The organism is Luteimonas kalidii (assembly GCF_029887935.1).
In the GTDB taxonomy this organism is placed as follows: domain Bacteria; phylum Pseudomonadota; class Gammaproteobacteria; order Xanthomonadales; family Xanthomonadaceae; genus Luteimonas; species Luteimonas kalidii.
On the sequence record NZ_JARXRO010000020.1, the window covers coordinates 593,140 to 613,754 of the forward strand.

Genomic DNA, 20,615 nt, shown 5'->3' on the forward strand with positions numbered 1-20,615 from the left:
GGCGGGTGTAGCCGCGACACGGACCATCGCGCTGCTCGCAGCCGGGCTCGCGGCGGTCGTGTCCCCGGCGGGAACGCCATCACCCCAGCAGCTTGCGCACCTTGCGCAGCGCCGCGGCGAACGCGTCGATCTCGTCGTGGGTGTTGTAGAACGCGGCCGAGGCGCGGCAGGTCGCCGCAACACCGTAGAACTGCAGCAGCGGATGCGCGCAGTGCTGGCCCGACCGCACCGCCACGCCTTCCAGGTCGAGCAGGGTGGCCAGGTCGTGCGCGTGCGCGCCCTCGACCAGGAACGACACCACCGCCGCCTTCTCGCGCGCGCTGCCGAGGATGCGCACGCCGTCGATCGCCTCGAGCGAGTGCGTCATGTGCGCCAGCAGGTCGGCCTCGCGCGCTTCCACGTGCGCCATGCCCAGGCCCTGCAGGTAGTCGACCGCCGCGCCCAGGCCGACGAAGCCGGCGATGTTGGGCGTGCCGGCCTCGAACTTCTGCGGCCCGTCGTTGAACACGGTGCCCTCGAAGCTGACCTCGCGGATCATCTCGCCGCCGCCGAGGAACGGCGGCATCGCCGCCAGGTGCTCGCGCCGCGCCCACAGCGCGCCGGTGCCGGTCGGCCCGCACATCTTGTGGCCGGTGAAGGCGTAGAAGTCGCAGCCGATCGCGGCCACGTCCACCGGCCGGTGCGGCACCGCCTGGGACCCGTCGACCACGGTGACGATGCCGCGCGCGCGCGCCTCGCGGCAGATCTCGCGCACCGGATTGACCGTGCCCAGCACGTTCGACACGTGGGTGAGCGCGAGCAGCTTCACGTCGGGCGTCATCGCCCGGCGCAGCGCATCGGGGTCGAGCGTGCCCTCGGGCGTGATTTCCGCCACCCGCACCGTCGCGCCGGTGCGTTGAGCCACCAGCTGCCAGGGCACGATGTTGGCGTGGTGTTCCATGCGCGAGACCAGGATGGTGTCGCCGGCCTTCAGCCGCGGCAGCGCCCAGGAGTACGCCACCAGGTTGATCGCGAACGTGGTGCCGCTGCACAGCACCAGCTCGTCCGCGCGCACGTTGAGGAACCGCGCCAGCGTGGCGCGCGCGCCCTCGTAGGCTTCGGTGGCCTCGGTGCCGAGGGTATGCACCGCGCGGCTGACGTTGGCGTAGTGCTGGCGGTAGAACGCGTCCATCGCGTCGATCACCGCGGCCGGCTTCTGGCCGGAGTTGGCGCTGTCGAGATAGACCAGCGGCTTGCCGTGCACCTGGCGCGCGAGGATCGGGAAGTCGGCGCGCACCCGCGCCCAGTCCGGTGGCGTGCCGGCGTCGGCGCGCGTGGCGCGAGCGGCGTCGACCGCGCTCATCCGGTCACCGCGTCCAGCGCGGCGTCGATGAGCGCCGTGAGCGTCTCGCGCAACGTCGCATCGGCCACCGCCGCCAGCGGCTCGCGGCAGAACGCGGCGGTCAGCAGCTGCTTCGCCTGCGGCTGCGGCAGGCCGCGCGCGCGCAGGTAGAACAGCGCGTTGGGATCGAGCTCACCCACGGTCGCGCCGTGTGCGGCCTGCACTTCGTCGGCATGGATCACCAGCACCGGCTGGGTGTCGATCTCGGCAGTGGCGGAGAGCAGCAGGTTCTTGTTCGACAGCCGTGCATCCGTGCCGTCGGCGCCCGGATGGATGGTGATGCCGCCGTGGAACACGGCGCGGCCACGGCCGGCGCCGATCCCGCGCCAGAGCAGTTCGCAGCGGGTGTCGCGGGCGAGGTGCTCGATGCCGAGCCGGGTGTCGAGGTGCGTGCGTCCGGCCGCCAGCAGCACGCCGTGCGCCGCCAGCAGGGCGCGGTCGCCGACCAGGCGCACGTCGAGCTCGTGCCGCGAGAGCGCACCGCCGAGCTCCAGGTCGACACGCCGGTAGACTGAATCGCGCTGGAGCGTCGCCTCGGTGCGCGTGAACAGGGTCGCGCCGTCCGCCGCCTGCTGGACCCGGGCGTGCTCGAGCGTGGCGCCTTCGGCCACGTCGATCCGCAGCGCGCTGGTGTCGAGATGGCGGTGCGCACCGCTGGCGAGATGGTGCTCGACCACGCACAGCGACGCGCCCGCACCCAGCACGATGCGGTGCCGCAGGTGCCAGGCCAGGTCGGCGTCGGTCGATGCGCCGACGAACACCAGCTGCAGCGGCGCGTCCACGTGCGCGCCTGCGTTCACCTGCACGCGCACGCCTTCGCGCGCGAGTGCGGCATTGACGCGTGCGAACACGTCGTCGCCCGGCGTGCCGGCGTCTCCGTCGCTCTCGACCGCGGCGTCGGCTGCGGCCATGTCGTGCGCGTCGGTGCCGGTATCGACGGACAGGTCGGCGGGCAGGGTCTCGACGTGCGAAAGCGCCGCGTCGAGCCGGCCGTTGACGAACACCAGCCGCGGCGCAGGAATGTCCGCCAGCAGTGCGGCATCGACCGGCGGCGCGGCGTCGGGCGCGACGGCGAAGCTGCGGCGCTCCAGCGCACGCAGCGAGGTGTATTTCCAGCGCTCGCTGCGTGGTCCGGGCAGGCCGTCGCGCAGCGCCGCATCGAACTGCGCGCGCCGCCGGGCGTCGCCACCGGAGGCGAAAGCGCTCGCCAGGGAATCGAACAGCGCGCTCATCCGGCGGTCGCCTCCGGCGCGACGCGGTCCGCGATCCACGCGTAGCCGTGCTCCTCGAGCTGCAGCGCCAGCTCCGGCCCGCCGGATTCCACGATCCGTCCATCGGCCAGCACGTGGACGTGGTCGGGCCGGATGTAGTCGAGCAGGCGCTGGTAATGGGTGATCACGATGAAGGCACGGTCGGGCGCGCGCAGCGCGTTGACGCCGTCGGCCACGTGCCGCAGCGCGTCGATGTCCAGGCCCGAGTCGGTCTCGTCCAGGATCGCCAGGCGCGGCTCCAGAACCGCCAGCTGGAAGATCTCGTTGCGTTTCTTCTCGCCGCCGGAGAAGCCTTCGTTGACGCCGCGGTGCAGCAGCCTGTCGTCCAGGTGCAGCACCGAGAGCTTCTCGCGAACCAGCTTGAGGAACTGCATCGAGTCCAGCTCCTCCTCGCCGCGCGCCTTGCGCTGCGCGTTGAGCGCGCTGCGCAGGAAATAGGTGTTGTTCACGCCGGGGATCTCGACCGGGTACTGGAAGGCGAGGAACACGCCGGCGGCGGCGCGCTCTTCCGGCTCCAGCTCGAGCAGCGGCTTGCCGCCGAACTCGACGGTGCCTGACTGGACCTCGTACCCGTCGCGCCCCGCGAGGATGTGCCCGAGGGTGGATTTGCCGGCGCCGTTGGGCCCCATGATGGCGTGCACCTCGCCCGGCTTCACATGCAGCGTGAGCCCCTTGAGGATGTCCTTGCCGGCGATGCTGGCGTGCAGGTTGTCGATCTTGAGCATGGTGGTTCCGTTTCGTTGATCTGCTCCCTCCCCGACCGGCGGGGAGGGTGGGTGGGTCCGACGTGGCGGGCCGTCCTGCATCCGCTCCGCCTTCGCGGGGGCGGGCTCCTGGGGCACCTTCCAGCCGTGAACGGCGCGATGTCCCGCGCAGCGGGGGCGCCGCGAATTCTCAGCCGACGCTGCCTTCCAGCGAGACGTCCAGCAGCTTCTTGGCCTCCACCGCGAACTCCATCGGCAGTTCGCGGAAGACCTGCTTGCAGAAGCCGTCGACGATCAGGCTCACCGCGTCCTCCTCGCTGATCCCGCGCGCGCGGCAATAGAACAGCTGGTCGTCGCTGATCTTGGACGTGGTGGCCTCGTGCTCCACGGTCGCGCCCGGGTTCTTCACCTCGATGTAGGGGAAGGTGTGGGCGCCGCACTTCTTGCCGATCAGCAGGCTGTCGCACTGGGTGTGGTTGCGCGCGCCGTCGGCGCCGGCGGCGACCTTGACCAGGCCGCGGTAGCTGTTCTGGCCGTGGCCGGCGCTGATGCCCTTGCTGACGATCTTGCTCTTGGTGCGCTTGCCGACATGGATCATCTTGGTGCCGGTGTCGGCCTGCTGGCGGTGGTGGGTCAGCGCGACCGAGTGGAACTCGCCGCTGGAATCGTCGCCCAGCAGCACGCAGGACGGGTACTTCCAGGTGATCGCCGAACCGGTCTCGACCTGGGTCCAGGTGACCTTGCTGCGCGCGCCGCGGCATTCGGCGCGCTTGGTGACGAAGTTGTAGATCCCGCCGCGGCCCTGCTCGTCGCCGGGGTACCAGTTCTGCACGGTCGAATACTTGATCTCGGCGTCTTCCAGCGCGACCAGCTCGACGACCGCCGCATGCAGCTGGTTCTCGTCGCGCATCGGCGCGGTGCAGCCTTCGAGGTAGGACACGTGGGCCCGGTCCTCACAGATGATCAGGGTGCGCTCGAACTGGCCGGTGTGGCCGGCATTGATGCGGAAGTAGGTGGACAGCTCCATCGGGCAGCGCACGCCCTTCGGGATGAACACGAAGCTGCCGTCGGAGAACACCGCCGAGTTGAGCGCGGCGAAGTAGTTGTCGGCGACCGGCACCACGGTGCCCAGGTACTGTTTCACCAGTTCCGGGTGCTCGGCGATGGCTTCGGACATCGAGCAGAAGATCACGCCCTTCTCGGCCAGTTCCTTGCGGAACGTGGTGCCCACGGACACAGAATCGAACACCGCGTCGACCGCCACGCCGGCCAGCCGCGCGCGCTCGTGCAGCGGCACGCCGAGCTTGTCGTAGGTGTCGAGCAGTTCCTGCGGCACCTCGTCGAGCGACTTGTACTTCGGCCCCTTGGGCGCCGAGTAGTAGCTGATGGCCTGGAAGTCGATCGGTGCGATCCTGAGCTTCGCCCAGTGCGGCACCGGCATGGTCAGCCAGTGGCGGTAGGCCGCCAGGCGCCAGTCGGTCATCCACTGGGGCTCGTTCTTCTTGGCCGACAGCGCGCGCACCACGTCCTCGTCGAGGCCGGCCGGCAGCGAGTCGGATTCGATCTCGGTGACGAACCCGGCGTCGTAGCGACGGCCGAGCTGTTCGTGGATCTCACGGTTGGCGATGGGTTCTGCGAGTTCGGTGGCCATGGGGGGCTGCCTGTGGTCTGTACGGGTGGCGGCCGGAGCCGTCACGCGCTGGCCAGGCGCGCGGCGATGCGCCTGGCCGGCGGAGGGGAGGACGGGACGTCGTCGAGCATCTGCGCCAGGGTCACGGCGCGCAGCGCATCGGCGACCACGTCGTTGATCCGGCGCCAGTTGGCGCGCACGCCGCACTGTCCCGAAATGCCGCATTCACCGTGGTCCAGGCTGCACTCGGTCATCGCCAGCGGGCCTTCCATCGCCTCGACGATCTCGACCAGGCTGATGGCGGCCGCCGGCCGCGCCAGGCGGTAGCCGCCGTGCACGCCGCGGAAGCCTTCGACCAGCCCGGCCTGGGCCAGCGGCTTGAGCAGCTTGCTCACGGTGGGGCCTTCCAGGCCGGCGCGCTCGGCCAGCTCGCCCGCGCTCAGCACGACGTCCGGGCGCGAGGCCAGGACCGTCAGCACGACGGTGGCGTAGTCGGTGAGTTTGGTGACCCGGAGCACGGATGCGAACGGTTCTCGAAAACGGACCAAAATTGTACGCTTTCGCGCCTGCCGGCTCAATGCGGGCGGATGCCGCGATTCATCGGAGTGACGACTGTCAGCTCCCCGCGCTGATGGGCGCCACTGCCGCGGCACGACCGGTCGCGCGAGCATGGACGCGTCCGATCCCGGACGCGGCTGGAGAACTCAGGATGCAGCTCACGAACGAGGGCGCGGCGATGAACCGGGGCGGGCGCAACGCCTGGCTGGGGCCAGCGGTGGTGGCCGCGGTCGCCTTCCTCCTGTGGAAGGCCGCACGCGGCGCCAGGGATCTGGCCTGGGCCGCGTTCGGCCTGGGCATGGCCGCCTACTGGACCGGGGTCTGGCCGTTCTGAGTCGCTGAGGCGGCGCCCGGCGCCGGCAGCACCAGTTCGAAGTATGGGGCCGGTGGCGACTGGCCCGGTGGCAGGGCCTCGGGAGCCGCCGTGCCCGCCGGCCCGAGCGAACGCACGAAGCGGTGGATCGCGCGGCGGTCGTGCTCGCGCATCTGCCGCAGCATGAAGTCCGGCATGATCGGGCGGGTGTGCAGGTTGGCGGTATAGGTGAGCCACTGCGCCTCGTCGAGTGCGGAAACGGACAGGCGCAGGTTGGTGGCGTAGGTGGTGCCCCAGGGTCCGCGGTAGCCGAGCGGCGAGCCGGTGAGCCAGTCGGCGACCGGCACCTGCCCCCCGCGTTCGGTGTAGCCGGCGGTATGGCAGTCGTTGCAGCCGGCGATGCGCACGATGTATTCGCCGTGGGCGACGAGGTCGTCAGCGGCAGGCGCGGCAGGCGCGGCATCGCTGGCCGTGGCGCTCGCGACGGGGGCGCCCTGGCACGCAGCCAACAGGCAGGCGGCCAGCAGGCCGGGCAGGGGGCGCAGGAACAGGGATGGGCGCATGGCGTAGCGTCGGCGGATGTCCGGCCTGATCCAACGCGTTTCGCGGGCGTGGCCGGACGCCGGTTCTCATCCACCCCATCGGCCCTCGTGGTTGCTGGCACGCCGCGGCGGGCGGGATGTCCGCCTGCCCCGCGCATGGCTCGTGCCACAATGCCGACCCCACCGGATCCTCCGCCCGCGATGCCGAAGAAGACCAAGAAGATCGAAGCCCGCCTGTCGCCGATCCACGGCAACGGCGTGTTCGCCACCGACCTGATCAGGAAGGGTGAGCGCGTCGTCCGCTACAAGGGCAAGCTGCGCACCCACGAAGAAGTGGACGCGGAATACGGCGACGACGACGAGGACGGACACACCTTCCTGTTCACCCTCAACGACGAGTACGTGATCGATGCCAACGAGGGCGGCAACGTCGCGCGCTGGATCAACCACAGCTGCCAGCCGAACTGCGAGTCGGAAGTGGAAGAGGACGCCAGGGATCGCCGGCACAAGGACAAGGTCTACATCCTGGCGCTGCGCGACATCAAGCCGGGCGAAGAGCTGACCTACAACTACGGCATCACCCTCGACGAACCCCACACCGCGAAGGTCAAGAAGCTCTGGGCCTGCCGCTGCGGGTCGAAGAAGTGCACCGGGACGATGCTGCAGCCCAAGCGCTGAGCGATCGCCCCTGCCCGGGGATGCACGAGCCGGGCGAATGGTTGCCATGACCGATGGGACGCGGCGCGCGCGCGCGCCGGGTCTAGCCTGCGCGCCGGTGGAGCTCATGCGAGGGGGTCGGGGTGCCTGGCTGGATGCGATGGTGGGGGTGTGGCCTGGCGCTGCTGTGCGGGCCGGCATGGGCGGTGGAGATCGACGGCACCATCGCGCCCGGCGAATGGGACGCGGCGACCGCGATCGACGACTTCCGCATGGTGCAGCCGCTGACGGGACAACCCGGCTCGCAGCCGACCCGGGCCTGGATCCTGGCCACGCCGGATGGCCTGGCGGTGGGCTTCCGCAACATCCAGCCGCCGGGGGTGCCGCGCACGCGGCAGAAGGTGCGGCGCGACTTCGACGAACAGGTCGACCGGGTCAACGTCTTCGTCGACTTCGACGGTGACGGCCGTACCGGCTACGCGTTCACGGTCAGCTCCACCGGCGGGATCGCCGACGAGATCATCACCAACGAGACCCAGTTCAGCAGCGACTGGGACGGGCAGTGGCGGCATGCGGTGACCGAGGACGCCGAGGGCTGGTCGGTCGAGCTGCTGATCCCCTGGCACACCGCGCCGATGCGCGACGGCGCCGGTGGCGAGCGCACGCTCAAGCTGTTCCTGGCGCGCGTGGTCGGCTCCACCGGCGAACGCATGGCCTGGCCGGTGGCGAGCTTCGAGCGCGCGCGCTTCCTGTCCGAGTTCGCGCCGCTGACCGTCACCCAGTACAGCCAGTCGCTGCTGGCGGTGACGCCCTACGTGTCGGGCCTGTACGACAACGTCGGTGGCGACAGCGAGGGCAATGCGGGCGTGGACCTGTTCTGGAAGCCCAACGGCCGCTTCCAGCTCTCGGCCACTGTCAACCCGGACTTCGGCCAGGTGGAAAGCGACGACCTGGTGGTGAACTTCAGCGCCACCGAGACCTTCGTCAGCGACAAGCGTCCGTTCTTCACCGAGAACCAGGGCATCTTCGAATACACCACGCCCTCCGACTTCAGCCAGCTGCTCTACACCCGCCGCATCGGCGGACCGGCCGACGACGGCGGCGGCGCCAGCGACATCAGCGCCGCGCTCAAGCTCAACGGCAGTCTGGGCGCGGCGAAGTACGGTCTGTTCTCCGCCGACGAGGCGGGCGAAGCCGGGCGCAGCTTCCACGCGCTGCGGCTGGTGCGCGATTTCCAGGCCCAGAACCTCGGCATGATGCTGACCCACGTCGAGCGCCCGTTCCTGGGGCGCGAGGCCAGCGTGCTCGGCATCGACCACGACTGGCGCCCGAGCGCGCGCTGGAACGTGCGCAGCCGCGTGTTCGGCAGCCGTATCGACCAGGACGGCGAGCGCGTCAGCGACCTGGGTGCGACAGTGTGGGCCGACTACGAGATGGACGACGGCTGGCGCCAGCAGTGGATCGCGATGCACTTCGGCAACGAGCTGGAAATCAACGACGCGGGGTATCTCTCGCGCAACAGCACCAACTACCTGCACTGGCAGGTCTCGCGCCGCTTCACCGACTTGCCGGACACCTCGCGCTACGCATCCGCCGACTGGCGCTGGCGCGCGAGCAGCAACCACAACAACCGCGGCCAGAAGCTCAACGACCAGTTCCGCATGAGCCGCCAGGGCCAGCTGCGCGACGGCAGTTCCGAGTACGCCCAGATCAACGTCAACGGCGCCGGCATCAACGACCTGCTGCTGCGCGGCAACGGCATCGTGCGCCTGCCGGCGAACTTCAATGCGTATTACGAGTTCGAGCGTCCGCGCAAGGGGCGCTGGGCGCACGACGTGGAAGCCGAACTGTTCGGAGGCGGCCTGGCCGGCAACGACCGGCTCGGCGGCTCGCTGTGGTACGGCGCGACGTACTTCGTCAGCGACGCCTTCAGCCTCAACGCCGGTGCGATCCTGATCCAGCGGCCGGACTGGCTGATCTGGCAGGGGGCGGAGACGGGCGATCTGGTCGGCGCCTTCGACGGCAAGGAGGCGAGGCTGATCGCAGGCCTGGACTGGAGCATCGATCCGCGCCAGGAGCTGCGGGTGAAGCTGCAGGCGATCGGCATCGATGCGCGTGCGCGCCAGGCCTGGCGCTTCGACCCGGCGGGCAACGCGATCGCCGCGTCGGACCCGGTCGAGGATTTCAGCGTGCGCAACCTCGCCTTCCAGATCCGCTACCGCTACGAACTCGCGCCGCTGTCGTATCTCTACGTGGTCTACGGTCGCGGTGGCTTCGACCGCAGCGCGGTCTCCGAGGGCGTCGACGAGGCGCTGGTCGACAGTTTCGACCTGCGCGACGACGAGCAGCTGATGGTCAAGCTCAGCTACCGCTTCGAACTGTAGGCGGCGTGCCGGATCAGGGCGAGGCGGCCTCGCGCAGGTCCGCCGAGGCGATGTGCCACGCGCGCTGCGCCGCGCTCGCGCCGTCGACCACCGCGCGCCGCAGCAGGTAGCGGCCGGCGAGCCGCTGCACGCTGCCGTCGCTGCGCGTGGTGGTCACCGTGACCGGCACTTCGACGTAGCGCGAGCCGGCGGCGGCCTCGACCGGACCGGGATCGCCGTAGGTCACCTCCAGCGCGGTCATGTCGCTGAAGTTCGCCGCGAACGCGGCCGGATCCTGGCCGCTGGCCCGGCCGCCATCCGACCAGGCCGCATAGGCGCGCGCGTAGTCGCGCGCCTCGATCGCGGCGTAGTACGCGCGCAGGGTCGCGGCTGCATCGGCGGGCGTGGGCTCTGCGGCAGCATCGGCGGGCGCCGGCATGGCCAGCCCGGTTTCGGGATTGTCCTCGAGCGGCGGCATCCCGGCCGTTGCGTCGGCGGGAAGCAGGTCGGGTGGAGGCGGCGGCGCGGCGCCGGCCAACGGCACTTCACCGGGTCCCGGGCGCGCAGGCATGTCGGTGATCGCGCCGTCGGCCGCGCTCGGCTGCGGCAGCGGTGCGGCGTCGGCGTCCGTGGTGTCGTCCGCGACCTGTGCGTCGTTGCGTCCACTGCAGGCGGACAGCAGCAGGCCGCACAGCGCGGCCGTTGCGACGATGCGCACGGACAGGGCGGACGGAGTGGAGCCGGGCGCCACGTCAGCGCTCCAGGTGCACGACGACCGTGCCGCGTTCGATGCCGACGTCGCCGATCCGCCGCCCGGCGGGCAGCTTGTCGAGCAGGTCCTCGTCCAGACGATAGACCGGTTCGCTACGCGCCATCTCGGCCAGCAGGCTGTTGACCACTCCGCGCGCGCCGCCGCGCAGCAGTTCGCCGGAGCCGGGCAGTTCGAACTGCAGCAGTTCGGGCGCCTCCAGGTGCAGGCCCTGGGTCGCGGTGTCGTAGCGCAGGCCGCTGGCCAGCGCGAGCCGGCCGCTGGTCTCGCCTTCGCCGCCCAGCGCGCCGAGCCCGAGGTCGAACTCCATGCGCAGGCGCGAGTCGCCCGGCGGGATCGAGACGCGCGGATTGGCCAGCGTCACCGTGACCAGTCCGCCCAGCTTGTCGAACTCGCGCGGGAAGCGCCGGTCGAGCTGGCGCTGCAGCTGGCCTGGCGTGACCGCCACCTGGTCGTTCAACCAGGCCGATACCGCGCCAAGGGTGGCGCAGCCGGCGAGCAGCGAGAGCAGCATCAGCACGAATGCGGCAGGCAGGATGCGACGCATGGGGTGTCCTCTTGGGAACGGCTCGCGACAGTGTGCCGGCGCCGGCTGAACGCCTGCTCCACGCGCCCGCTCAGGGCGGCGCGTGCAGCGCCTCGCGCCGGGGCTGGAGCCAGGCGAGCAGCGCGCCCAGCAGCACCATCGCCAGCGTGCCCAGCACCACCTGGCGCGCGACCAGCGCGCCGGGCAGCGGCTGCACCGCGTATTGCAGCAGGCTGGCCGGCACGGTCGAGAACAGCGCCATCGCCAGCCCGAAGCGCAGGCCCTGGACCAGAGTGGGGCGGCGGCGGTCGACCCCCTGCGCGAAGATCCAGGTCATCGCGAACCCGACCAGCCCGTGGGCCAGCAGCAGCCAGCCGAAGTGGCGGGCGCCTTCCTGGGCGTTGCGGTACATCGCGCCGAGCGCGGCGTAGTCGGGCCCCAGCAGGAAGGCATGGATCACGAATGTCAGCAGCAGCGCGGCGAACGACACCACCAGGCCGCAGATCCAGAACCGCTTGCCCATCGCTTCCCCCTGGCACGCGCCGAGACCGCCATGCTACTGCCGTGTACTGCGTCGGGCCACCCGTCCGCAAGGCGGTCCGATGCAGCGCGGCGACGCGATCGCGCGGTCGCCGCTCAGCCCGCCGCGTTGCGGAATTCCTGTTCCAGGCGCTGCTTCAGCGCATCGTCCAGCTTGAGCTGGCGCGCGAGCTCGTCCAGGTAGGCGCGCTCCATGTAGCTCTGCTCGTCGGCGGCGACCAGGCTGGCCAGATACATCTCCGAGGCGATCTCGGGGGTGGAGGCCGCACGCGCGACCTCGGCCGGATCGAGCGGCTTCTCCAGTTCGGCCTTGAGCCACTGCTGCACCTCGGCCTCGGGTGCGATGCGTGCGAACTCGCCCTCGATCACCTCGCGCTCGCGCGCATCGATGTGCCCGTCGGCCTTTGCGGCGGCCACCAGCGCGCGCAGGATCGCCTCGCCGTGCAGATTGGCCTGTGGCGGCGGCAGGCGGTCGACCGTCTGCGGCTGCACCGTCGCGCCCTGTTGCGCCCTGTAATCGCCGTAGGCGCGATAGGCCATCATCCCCAGCGCCGCCAGGCCGCCGTAGGTGGCGAGCTTGCGCGTGGTCTTGTTGCGTCCGAGCAGCAGTCCGAGTGCGCCGCCGCCGAGCGCGCCCTTGCCGAAATCGGAGCCGAGCATGCCGCCGATGCCGCCGCGGCCATCGTTGCCGGTCATGGTGGTCGGGGCGGCGGACTTGAGCAGGTGGTCGAGGAATCCGTTGAGGCTCATCGGGGCATCCGGTCGGTCAGGGGAGGAAGCGCGCATCGTACCTCCCGGAAACGAAACGGGACGGCAAAGGCCGTCCCGTTCGTGGTGTCGCTGGAGGCGCCGCGATCAGGCGGCGGCGTCCTTGAGCTTCTTCAGCGGGCGCACCTTGACCTTCACCGAGGCGGGCTTGGCGGCGAACCACTGCTCTTCCTTGGTGAACGGGTTGATGCCCTTGCGCTTGGGCTTGGCCGGCACGCTGACGGCGCTGAACTTGGCGACGCCCGGCAGAGTGAAGCTGCCCGCGCCCTTCTTGTTGAGCGAGCCGTGGATCGCGCCCTCGAGCGCGCCCATCACGGCGCGGACGTCCTTGGCGGCGACGCCGGTGCTGTCGGCGATGTGGGCCACCAGGCCCGACTTGCTCAGCGGATCCTTGATCGCCTTCGGCGCGGCAGGCTTGGCGGCCTTCTTCGGAGCTGCCTTCTTGGCAGGAGCCTTCTTCTTTGCCATGGGTTTTGTGTTCCCTCGTCAGTGTCTGTGGTCAGCGTTGTCTTGTGGCCGAACGTGCCGGCAGGCGCAATGTAGGGCATCCGCCACCCGCCGCCAATAGGAAACGCGGAAAAAACGCCGCTTTTCTATGGCCGATCAGCGGTCCTGCGCGCGACGCCGGACCGGAGGCCAGCGCCACCAGCACAGCGCGACCAGTCCGGCGAACGCGCTGTAGGCGAACACGAACACCCACCAGGGCGCCTCGAAGAAGATCAGGCGCGACAACCAGTACTGGATGAAGGAGTCGCCGTAAGTGGCCTGCCCGGCTCGGTTTCGCAGCGATTGCTCCCACGTCGTCAGCGGGCACAGCCGGCCCAGCCAGGCCTGCAGCGCGATCACCAGCATCAGCGCCAGATGCGTGGCCCGCAGCGCGAACGCACGCACCCAGCGCCAGCCGAGCGGCCCGCCGACCACGATCGCCAGGGTGAACAGCACCACGAACGCGACCACGCCCACGTGCAGCGCGAGGATCGCGTCGGCGAGCAGGGCGGCGACGGCGGGCGTCATGGGAGCAGACGCGCGTTCATTCGTCCTCGTGGCCGGGTCGCCAGGCTGCCGCGAGCGCCTGCTGCACCTGCGGCGGCACCGGTTCGTAGTGGCTGAAGTCGAGTGCGTAGCGCCCGCGGCCTGCAGTGATCGACTTCAGTTCGGCGGCATAGCCTTCGAGTTCCGACAGCGGCACCTGCGCGCTGACCGCGATCTCGCCGCTGCCTGCGGCATCGGTGCCGTTGATGCGTGCCCGCTTGGCGGCCAGGCCGCCGCTGATGTCGCCCATGTGCGCCTCAGGCGCGTTCACTTCCAGGTCCACGATCGGTTCGAGCACCTGCGGCCGCGCCCTGGACACGGCATCGAGGAAGGCCTTGCGTCCGGCGGCGACGAAGGCGACCTCCTTGCTGTCCACCGGATGATGCTTGCCGTCGTACACCACCACGCGCAGGTCCTGCATCGGGTAGCCGGCGACCGCGCCGGACGCCAGCACCTGGCGCACGCCCTTCTCGACCGCGGGCAGGAACTGCCCCGGGATCACGCCCCCCTTCACCTCGTCGACGAATTCGAACCCGCCACCGCGCGGCAGCGGTTCGACCCGCAGGAACACCTCGCCGAACTGCCCGGCGCCGCCGGTCTGCTTCTTGTGCCGGTGGTGGCCCTCGGCGCGGGCGGCCACCGTCTCCCGGTAGGCGATGCGCGGCGGGTGCGTGTGCACCTCGATCCCGAAGCGGTCGCGCAGGCGGTCGATCTGCACCCGCAGGTGCAGGTCGGACAGGCCGCGGATCACGGTTTCGTTGGTCTCGGTCTCGTGCTCGACGTGGAAGCACGGATCCTCTTCGGCCAGCTTGTGCAGCGCGGTGGCCAGCTTCTGCTCCTGGCCCTTGCTGCCGGCCTCGATCGCCAGCCCGAACATCGGCCGCGGGAAGTCCACCGGCGCGAGGTGGATCTGGTCCTCGTCGTGGCTGTCGTGCAGGACCGCGTCGACATGCAGCTCCTCGACCTTGGCCACGGCGGCGATGTCGCCGGGGATCGCCTGTTCGACCTCGACGTGCTCGCGCCCGCGCAGCTTGAACAGGTGGCCGACCTTGAACGGCTTGCGTCCATCGTCCACGAACAGCTGGCTGTCCCGGCGCACCGTCCCCTGGTAGACGCGGAACACGCCGAGCTTGCCGACGAACGGGTCGTGCACGATGCGGAACACGTCGGCGACCACGTGCGCGTCGGGGTCGGGCGTGGTGGTGATCGCCTGCGCCTCCGCGCCGGCGCCCTTCACGAACGGCGGCGGGTTCGCCTCGCCCGGATGCGGGAACAGGCGCTCGGCCACGTCCAGCAGTTCGCGCACGCCCGTGCCGGTGCGCGCGGACGCGAAGCACACCGGCACCAGGTGGCCATCGCGCAGGCACTGTTCGAACGCGTCGTGCAGTTCGGTGCCGGACAGGCCCGACTCGCCGCGTTCGAGATAGTGGTCCATCACCGATTCGTCGATCTCGACCACCTGGTCGAGGATGCGCTGGTGCCACTCTGCCACCGGACCCAGGTCGCTGTCGCCTTCGGCCTGGCCGAAGCAGTCGATCACCCGCGCGCCGCCGCCGGCGGGCAGGTTGAGCGGCAGGACCGTGGTGCCGAAGGCCTCGCGCAGCTGCGCGAGCACGCGTGCCGGGTCGGCGCCCTCGGTGTCGATGCGATTGACCACGATCGCGCGGCACAGGCCGCGTTCGCGCGCGCGTTCCATCATCCGGCGGGTGCCGTGCTCGACGCCCCCGGCGGCATCGACCACCACGATCGCGGTCTCGACCGCGGCCAGCGCCGCCAGCGCCGGGCCGCGGAAATCGGGATAGCCGGGCAGGTCGACCAGGTTGACGTGGATCGATTCACCGGACGCGGCGACATGGTCGAGGCCGGCGATGGCGGCGTCGATCGAATGGCCGCGCTGCTTCTCGATCGGGTCGAAGTCGGACACGGTGTTGCCGCGTTCGACGGTGCCTGCCGTCTGGACTGCGCCGCCGGCATGCAGCAGGGCTTCGAACAGGGTGGTCTTGCCGGCGCCGGGATGGCCCGCCAGGGCCACGTTGCGGATCTGTGCGGTCGAGTAGGGCATGTGGCCGATCCTCCCTTGCATGGGAGCCGGCCGGCGGCCGGCATCTGCATCGGGATCCTGCCTGTGCCGGACAAGGCGTGCCCGGCAACCGGGGCGGGATCGCATGGCCGCCATGGCAACCGCGTGGGGGCAGCGCAGGCGTCGGGACCTGCGCCCGCGGTGCGGTCACGGCGGAAGGCCACCTTAGCGCGTCGCCGCGGAGCGGGCGCGTTGCGACGCAGCACGTCCGGGCCGCGAACGCGGAAGTAACGCGCTCGCGCTTACGCTGGCCGCTTGACCCCCACAGGAGCACACACGATGGGCATCTCCCGCAAGGCCAGCGCGCATTGGGAAGGCGACCTCAAGAGCGGCAAGGGCAGCCTCAGCACGCCGCAGAGCGGCCTGCTCGACAACACCCGCTACGGATTCAACAGCCGCTTCGGCGACGAGAAGGGGACCAATCCCGAAGAGCTGATCGCGGCCGCGCATGCGGGCTGCTTCACCATGGCGCTGTCGGCCAAGCTGACCGAGGCGGGCCACCCGCCCGAATCGCTCGACGGCAGCGCCGAGGTCGACCTGTCGATGGAAGGCGGTCCGACGCTCAGCGCGATCAGGCTGAAGATGAAGGCGAAGGTGCCGGGCCTGGACGAGGCGGAGTTCCGTGCGATCGCGGACGACGCCAAGCAGAACTGCCCGGTGTCCAAGGCCCTGAGCGCGGTACCGATCACGCTGGAGGCGGAACTGGTTGGGTGAGCGCATCCGCTCGACGTTGATGGTGCACGGAGGCGGCGGTGGCGGTTGGGAATGGAACGTCTGGAAGGGTGTCTTCGAGGCCACGCGCATGCGCGTGGCCGCGCCCGACCTGCGTGCCAGCCCGAACGGCCTCGCCGCCACCGGCCTGGACGACTACGCCGCGCAGGTGCGCGCGGCGCTGGCGTCGCTGCCGCGTCCGCGCGCGGTGGTGGGCGCCAGCCTGGGCGGACTGCTGGCGATGGAATGCGCCGCCGACGCCGATGCGCTGGTGCTGGTCAATCCCGTGCCGCCGTCGCCCTGGCATGCCCAGCTGCCGGGGCGCGACTGGCCGGACGTGGTGCCGTGGCAGCGGGACGCCCGGCTGACCGGCACCCGGCGCGCACTCCCCGACGCCGACGAGGCCACTGCCCTGTTCGCCTTCCGCCACTGGCGCGACGAGAGCGGTCGCGCCATGCGCGAGGCCTACGCAGGGCGCGCGGTGCCGCGCCCCGCGTGCCGGGTGCTGTGCATCGCCTCGATGGTCGACGACGACGTCCCGCCGGCGCTGACCGCCGCGTTGGCCACAGACCTCGATGCGTCGCTGCTGCGGGCCACCGCGGTCAGCCACGTGGGTCCGCTGCTGGGGCGCAATGCGGCCGACTGCGCGGAGCAGGCACTCGCCTGGCTGTCGCGAGGTTGAACGGGTCCCGCCACGGCGCGCCTTGCCCGGCCGGGTTCAGCGGGCGTTGGCGGGCCCGGCCTAGCGTGGCGCACGCGCCCACTCCACGGGTGCGGGGACAGCAACGATGAAGCAGGTGGCGATGACGTTGGCGATGGGTGGGCTGCTCGCCACCGGCATCGCCGGCGCGCAGGTGTACGACGAGGACCGCTACGGCCCCGCCCCGTATGGCGACTACAGCCATCGGGCCGGTCCGATGCAGGACGACGGCCGGACCTACCGCACCGATCGCGGCCCGGACCGCCATTCCGGAGCGGGCGAGTACGACTGGGCCCGGGTGGTGCGCGTGGATCCGGTGTTCGACGGGCGCGCGCGTCCGGTCTACGACACGCGTCGCTGCGAAACGCGGCGCGACGGCTATGTCTCGAGCGATCCGTATGCGCGCGACGGGTATGCCCCGCGCGACAGCTATGGCGGTTATGGCGACGATCGCCATGGCGATCCCTACGGTCAGCGGCCGCGCGACGGCAACGGGCGCCTGGTCGCCACCGTGATCGGCGGGATCGCCGGCGCGGTGCTGGGCAGCCGGATCGGCGACGGCAGCGGGCAGCTGGTGGGCACCGCGGTGGGCTCGATGGTGGGCGGCGCGGCCGGCCGCGGCATCTACGACGCCAACCGGCGCAACCGCCAGGGCAGCGTGACCGTGTGCGAGCCCGATCCCTACCGCGACGACCATGGCGACTACCGCGGATACGACACCTACGGCAGCCAGCCGAACGACGGCCCGGTCAGCGCCTACGACGTGACTTACGAATATGCCGGCCGCCAGTACGTGACCCGCACCGACCACCACCCCGGCGACCGGATCCGGGTGCGCGTGGACGTGCGCGCGGAGTAGTCGCCGAGGCGCGGGATCGCGGCAGCGAGGCAGCGGGGCAGCGCGGAGGGATTTCCGGCATCCCAGCGTCGGCATGCGGGAGGACTGCGCGCCGACGCGCGACCGGAGCGTGTGCGTGACGATCGCAGGGATGTGCGGGCCGGGGACGCGGTGGCGGCGATCGATCTCCCCGACCTCCCGCCAGGCGGGACGTGCCCCGCTCCGCGCCGGCCTCCGGCGCCCGCGTTGTAGCATCGGGGCCTTCCTGCCCGCTCCGGAGTATGTCGATGCTGCGTCCGCTACTGGCCTGCCTGTTCTGCGCCATCGCCAGCTTGCCCGCGGCGGCAGAGGACCAGACCCTGCTGCGGGCGGCGCGCATCCATACCGCCGACGTGGACGTGCCGGTCGCCACGGCGCTGGTGTGGGACGCGGACGGCCGCATCGTGGCGGTCGGCGACGCCGCGGCGCTGGCGGGCGCGCATCCGCAGGCGCGCGTGGTCGATGCCGGCGACGCCACCGTGATCCCCGGCCTGATCGACGCGCACGGGCACCTGCTCGGCCTCGGCGTGGCGCTGACCCGCGTCGACCTGGTCGGCACCGCGGACAAGGACGAGATCGTCGAACGCCTGCGCGCGTTCGAATCCGGCCTGCCGCCGGGCGAGTGGCTGCTGGGCGGTGGCTGGGACCAGAACGACTGGCCGGACGCCGCGTTCCCGACCGCGGCCGATCTGGATGGCGCGTTCCCGGAACGCCCGGTGTGGCTGCGCCGCGTCGACGGCCATGCCGGCTGGGTCAACTCCGCGGCGCTGCGTGCGATCGCCGCGCGCCCGGAATCTGCGGCGCTGCTGCGCGACGGCCAGCCGGAGGGCGGGCTGATCGTGCGCGACACCCAGGGGCGTCCGACCGGCGTGTTCGTCGATGAGGCCGAGCGCCTGGTAGACGCGGTGGTGCCGGCGATGGACCAGGCCGATGCCGATCGCGCGCTCGCACTTGCGCTGGAAGCGGCCGCGCGCAACGGGCTCACCGGCGTGCACGACATGGGCACCAGCCTGGCCGACTTCGAGCAGTTGAAGCGCTTCGCCGACGCCGGGCGACTGACGCTGCGGGTCGCCGCCCATGCCGACGGCGATGCCGCTGCGCTGGACTGGCTGTGCGAGCACGGCGCCTATGCGCATCCGGACGGGCGCCTGCAGATGCGGGGGGTGAAGTTCCTGATCGACGGCGCGCTCGGCAGCCGCGGCGCGGCCCTGGCGGAGGATTACAGCGACGATCCGGGCAACCGCGGCCTAGTGCTGATCGAGCCGGCGCGCTTCGACGCGCTGCTGGTGCGTGCGCACGACTGCGGCCTGCAGGTGGCCACGCACGCGATCGGCGACCGCGGCAACGCGCTGGTGCTCGACGCCTACGCGCGGACGCTCGGAGACGCCGCCGGCAGCGACCATCGCTGGCGCATCGAACACGCGCAGATCGTCGATCCGGACGACCTGCCGCGCTTCGCCGAGCTGGGTGTGGTGGCCTCGATGCAGCCCACCCACGCCACGTCCGACATGCCGTGGGCGGAGCAGCGCGTGGGCCCGGTGCGCATCGCCGGCGCCTATGCCTGGCGCCGGTTCGCCGACGCCGGCGTGCCGCTCGCGCTGGGCTCGGATTTCCCGGTCGAATCGCCCGACCCGCGCCTGGGGTTGCATGCGGCGGTGACGCGCCAGGATCGCGAAGGCCGTCCGCCCGGCGGCTGGCGGCCGGACCAGGTGCTGACTGCCGCCGAGGCGCTGTACGGCTTCACCCGCGACGCGGCCTGGGCGCATCGCGACGAGGCACGCGTGGGCCGGCTCGCGCCAGGGCTGCAGGCGGATTTCGTGGTGCTGGCGCAGGATCCGCTGTCGGTGCCCGTCGCGCAGCTGCCGGCGCTGGAGATCCGGTCGACCTGGGTGGACGGCACGCGGGTGTTCGAGGCGGGGACGGCCGCGCGAACCGACTGACCGGGCCACGACAGCGGCGGCCGCCCGGCGTGCGGGTGCCGATCCGGTCGCCGTGACCGCTGGCCCTGGGCGGGTCCGCCGCGCAGGCCGGCGACGGTGATGCAGCGCGTGGCACGCCCGATCCGCATACGCGGAACTGCCGCGCGTGACCGGTGCGGTACCGGAAGCGCGCCGCGGCCTCGTCTAGCGGGCGCCTTCCCAGTCGATCGTGCCTTCGACCACGGTCTGCACGCGGCCACCGGACCACACATCGCCGTCCGCATCGACCTGCAGTTCGATGCGCGCATCGAAGCCCACCTCGCGCCCCTGGCTGATGCGGTAGCGACCGCCGGTGCCGGGCAGAGAATCGCGGTCGGCGAGCCACGCGGCGAGAGTCGCGTTGGCGGCGCCGGAGGCGGCGTCCTCGAAGCGTCCGGTGGCGCCGACCCAGGCGCGCACGGCGAGCTGGTAGTCGGCATCCCCGCTGCGTGCAAATACGCACAGGCCCATGCTCCCGGTGTCGACCGCCAGCCGTTCGACCGCGTCCCAGCGTGGCTCGGCCGCCCGCAGCGCGGATTCGTCCGCGATCTCGGCCAGCCACCAGCGCCGGCCGCCGTCGACCAGCGCCGGCGGCAGCGCGCCCCGCGGCAGTGCGCCGAGCGCGTCGGCGACCAGCGCGTGTCCCGGATCGGCGACCTCGACGATGCGCGCGCGCGGCGTGCGCACCGCGATCGTGCGCGACGGCCCGTCGCCGTCGACGCGCAGCGGCAGCCGGCCGGCCACGCCGTCCTGCACCAGCAGGCCGTCCTGCGGCGCGGCCAGCCCCGCCTCGAGCACCGCATGCGCGGTACCCACGCTGGGATGGCCGGCGAACGGCACCTCGCGCCGCGGGCTGAACATGCGGATGCCGTAGCTCGCATCCGGCGAGGACGGCGCGAACACGAACGTCGTCTCGGGCAGTCGCGTCCAGCGCGCGATCGCCTGCATGGCCGCGTCGTCCAGGCCTTCGGCGTCCAGGACCACGGCGAGCGGGTTGCCGACGCCGGGGCGATCGGCGAAGACGTCGAGCTGCAGGTAGCGGCGGGGCATGGGGGCTCGCGGCGATGGGGGCCGCGCAGCTTACCGTGCGCGATGGATGCAGCTGCAACCGCTGTCTGCCCGGCGAGCGGCGGACGACGCGGCCGCGCCTGGTCGGTGTCGTCCGCTGCGGTCCGGTCTTCGGCGAGCAGGCGGATTCGCTAGAATCCGCGCTTCGCTCCGCGCGCGCAGCGCCG

21 protein-coding genes are annotated in these 20,615 nt (G+C 71.5%); 7 read left to right on the forward strand and 14 right to left on the reverse strand.

The genetic code is table 11. The features are described 5' to 3' along the window. Positions 1-79 precede the first annotated feature (79 nt). From QFW81_RS16240 to QFW81_RS16260, 5 genes are all read right to left on the reverse strand, one after another. Positions 80-1,342, reverse strand: a complete 1,263-nt coding sequence (locus QFW81_RS16240) for a cysteine desulfurase (protein ID WP_280580255.1) — start codon at positions 1,340-1,342, stop codon at positions 80-82. After that, positions 1,339-2,613 (reverse strand): Fe-S cluster assembly protein SufD, encoded by a 1,275-nt coding sequence (gene sufD, locus QFW81_RS16245; protein ID WP_280580257.1) that lies wholly within the window; start codon positions 2,611-2,613, stop codon positions 1,339-1,341. The genes QFW81_RS16240 and sufD overlap by 4 nt, the downstream gene beginning before the upstream one ends. Further along, a complete protein-coding gene (gene sufC, locus QFW81_RS16250) occupies positions 2,610-3,377 on the reverse strand; it encodes a Fe-S cluster assembly ATPase SufC (protein WP_280580258.1) in 768 nt (255 codons plus the stop codon). Before sufC ends, sufD begins: the two co-directional genes overlap by 4 nt. 169 nt (positions 3,378-3,546) lie before the next feature. Then, positions 3,547-5,007, reverse strand: a complete 1,461-nt coding sequence (gene sufB, locus QFW81_RS16255) for a Fe-S cluster assembly protein SufB (RefSeq protein ID WP_280580259.1) — start codon at positions 5,005-5,007, stop codon at positions 3,547-3,549. Positions 5,008-5,048: 41 nt separating this feature from the next. After that, a complete protein-coding gene (locus tag QFW81_RS16260; RefSeq protein WP_280580261.1) occupies positions 5,049-5,504 on the reverse strand; it encodes an SUF system Fe-S cluster assembly regulator in 456 nt (151 codons plus the stop codon). Between the two features lie 191 nt (positions 5,505-5,695). On the opposite strand from QFW81_RS16260, the gene QFW81_RS16265 reads away from it, so the two are divergent. Further along, entirely contained in the window at positions 5,696-5,878 is a 183-nt protein-coding gene (locus tag QFW81_RS16265; RefSeq protein ID WP_280580263.1) for a hypothetical protein, read from the forward strand. Here the strand turns inward: QFW81_RS16265 and QFW81_RS16270 are convergent. Next, entirely contained in the window at positions 5,851-6,420 is a 570-nt protein-coding gene (locus QFW81_RS16270; RefSeq protein ID WP_280580265.1) for a cytochrome C, read from the reverse strand. The genes QFW81_RS16265 and QFW81_RS16270 overlap by 28 nt on opposite strands. A gap of 180 nt (positions 6,421-6,600) precedes the next feature. Here QFW81_RS16270 and QFW81_RS16275 point away from each other — a divergent pair, with 180 nt between their 5' ends. Next, complete coding sequence (locus QFW81_RS16275) at positions 6,601-7,077, forward strand: SET domain-containing protein (RefSeq protein ID WP_280580266.1); 477 nt, start codon at positions 6,601-6,603, stop codon at positions 7,075-7,077. Positions 7,078-7,211: 134 nt separating this feature from the next. Continuing rightward, positions 7,212-9,440 carry a DUF5916 domain-containing protein gene (locus tag QFW81_RS16280; RefSeq protein ID WP_280580268.1) on the forward strand — a complete coding sequence of 743 codons (2,229 nt, stop codon included), beginning with the start codon at positions 7,212-7,214 and terminating at the stop codon, positions 9,438-9,440. A 13-nt stretch (positions 9,441-9,453) separates the two neighbouring features. On the opposite strand, the gene QFW81_RS16285 is transcribed toward QFW81_RS16280, so the two are convergent. The 7 genes from QFW81_RS16285 to fusA form a co-directional block, all read right to left on the reverse strand. Beyond that, positions 9,454-10,170 carry a hypothetical protein gene (locus tag QFW81_RS16285; RefSeq protein WP_280580270.1) on the reverse strand — a complete coding sequence of 239 codons (717 nt, stop codon included), beginning with the start codon at positions 10,168-10,170 and terminating at the stop codon, positions 9,454-9,456. 1 nt (position 10,171) lies between these two features. Then, on the reverse strand, positions 10,172-10,735 hold the full coding sequence (locus tag QFW81_RS16290) for a DUF1439 domain-containing protein (RefSeq protein ID WP_280580276.1): 564 nt from the start codon (positions 10,733-10,735) through the stop codon (positions 10,172-10,174). Positions 10,736-10,805: 70 nt separating this feature from the next. Next, positions 10,806-11,237: a hypothetical protein gene (locus QFW81_RS16295; RefSeq protein WP_280580278.1), complete on the reverse strand. Its 432-nt coding sequence runs from the start codon at positions 11,235-11,237 to the stop codon at positions 10,806-10,808. A 113-nt stretch (positions 11,238-11,350) separates the two neighbouring features. Further along, entirely contained in the window at positions 11,351-12,004 is a 654-nt protein-coding gene (locus QFW81_RS16300) for a tellurite resistance TerB family protein (protein WP_280580280.1), read from the reverse strand. 105 nt (positions 12,005-12,109) lie between these two features. Continuing rightward, positions 12,110-12,490 (reverse strand): HU family DNA-binding protein, encoded by a 381-nt coding sequence (locus tag QFW81_RS16305; RefSeq protein ID WP_280580282.1) that lies wholly within the window; start codon positions 12,488-12,490, stop codon positions 12,110-12,112. 135 nt (positions 12,491-12,625) lie between these two features. Then, complete coding sequence (locus tag QFW81_RS16310) at positions 12,626-13,036, reverse strand: DUF2784 domain-containing protein (RefSeq protein WP_280580284.1); 411 nt, start codon at positions 13,034-13,036, stop codon at positions 12,626-12,628. 16 nt (positions 13,037-13,052) lie between these two features. Then, a complete protein-coding gene (gene fusA, locus QFW81_RS16315; RefSeq protein WP_280580286.1) occupies positions 13,053-15,116 on the reverse strand; it encodes an elongation factor G in 2,064 nt (687 codons plus the stop codon). Positions 15,117-15,413: 297 nt separating this feature from the next. On the opposite strand from fusA, the gene QFW81_RS16320 reads away from it, so the two are divergent. The 4 genes from QFW81_RS16320 to QFW81_RS16335 all read left to right on the forward strand — a co-directional run bounded on the left by QFW81_RS16320 (position 15,414) and on the right by QFW81_RS16335 (position 19,362). Further along, the gene (locus QFW81_RS16320; RefSeq protein ID WP_280580288.1) at positions 15,414-15,848 is read left to right on the forward strand and encodes an OsmC family protein; all 435 of its coding nucleotides are present in this window, start codon (positions 15,414-15,416) and stop codon (positions 15,846-15,848) included. Further along, a complete protein-coding gene (locus QFW81_RS16325; protein WP_280580290.1) occupies positions 15,841-16,527 on the forward strand; it encodes an alpha/beta hydrolase in 687 nt (228 codons plus the stop codon). The genes QFW81_RS16320 and QFW81_RS16325 overlap by 8 nt, the downstream gene beginning before the upstream one ends. A 106-nt stretch (positions 16,528-16,633) precedes the next feature. Continuing rightward, positions 16,634-17,404, forward strand: a complete 771-nt coding sequence (locus tag QFW81_RS16330) for a glycine zipper 2TM domain-containing protein (protein ID WP_331488092.1) — start codon at positions 16,634-16,636, stop codon at positions 17,402-17,404. A gap of 266 nt (positions 17,405-17,670) precedes the next feature. Further along, on the forward strand, positions 17,671-19,362 hold the full coding sequence (locus QFW81_RS16335) for an amidohydrolase (protein WP_280580293.1): 1,692 nt from the start codon (positions 17,671-17,673) through the stop codon (positions 19,360-19,362). A gap of 183 nt (positions 19,363-19,545) precedes the next feature. Here the strand turns inward: QFW81_RS16335 and QFW81_RS16340 are convergent, their stop codons facing one another. Next, positions 19,546-20,430, reverse strand: a complete 885-nt coding sequence (locus QFW81_RS16340; protein WP_280580294.1) for a PhzF family phenazine biosynthesis protein — start codon at positions 20,428-20,430, stop codon at positions 19,546-19,548. Positions 20,431-20,615 lie beyond the last annotated feature (185 nt).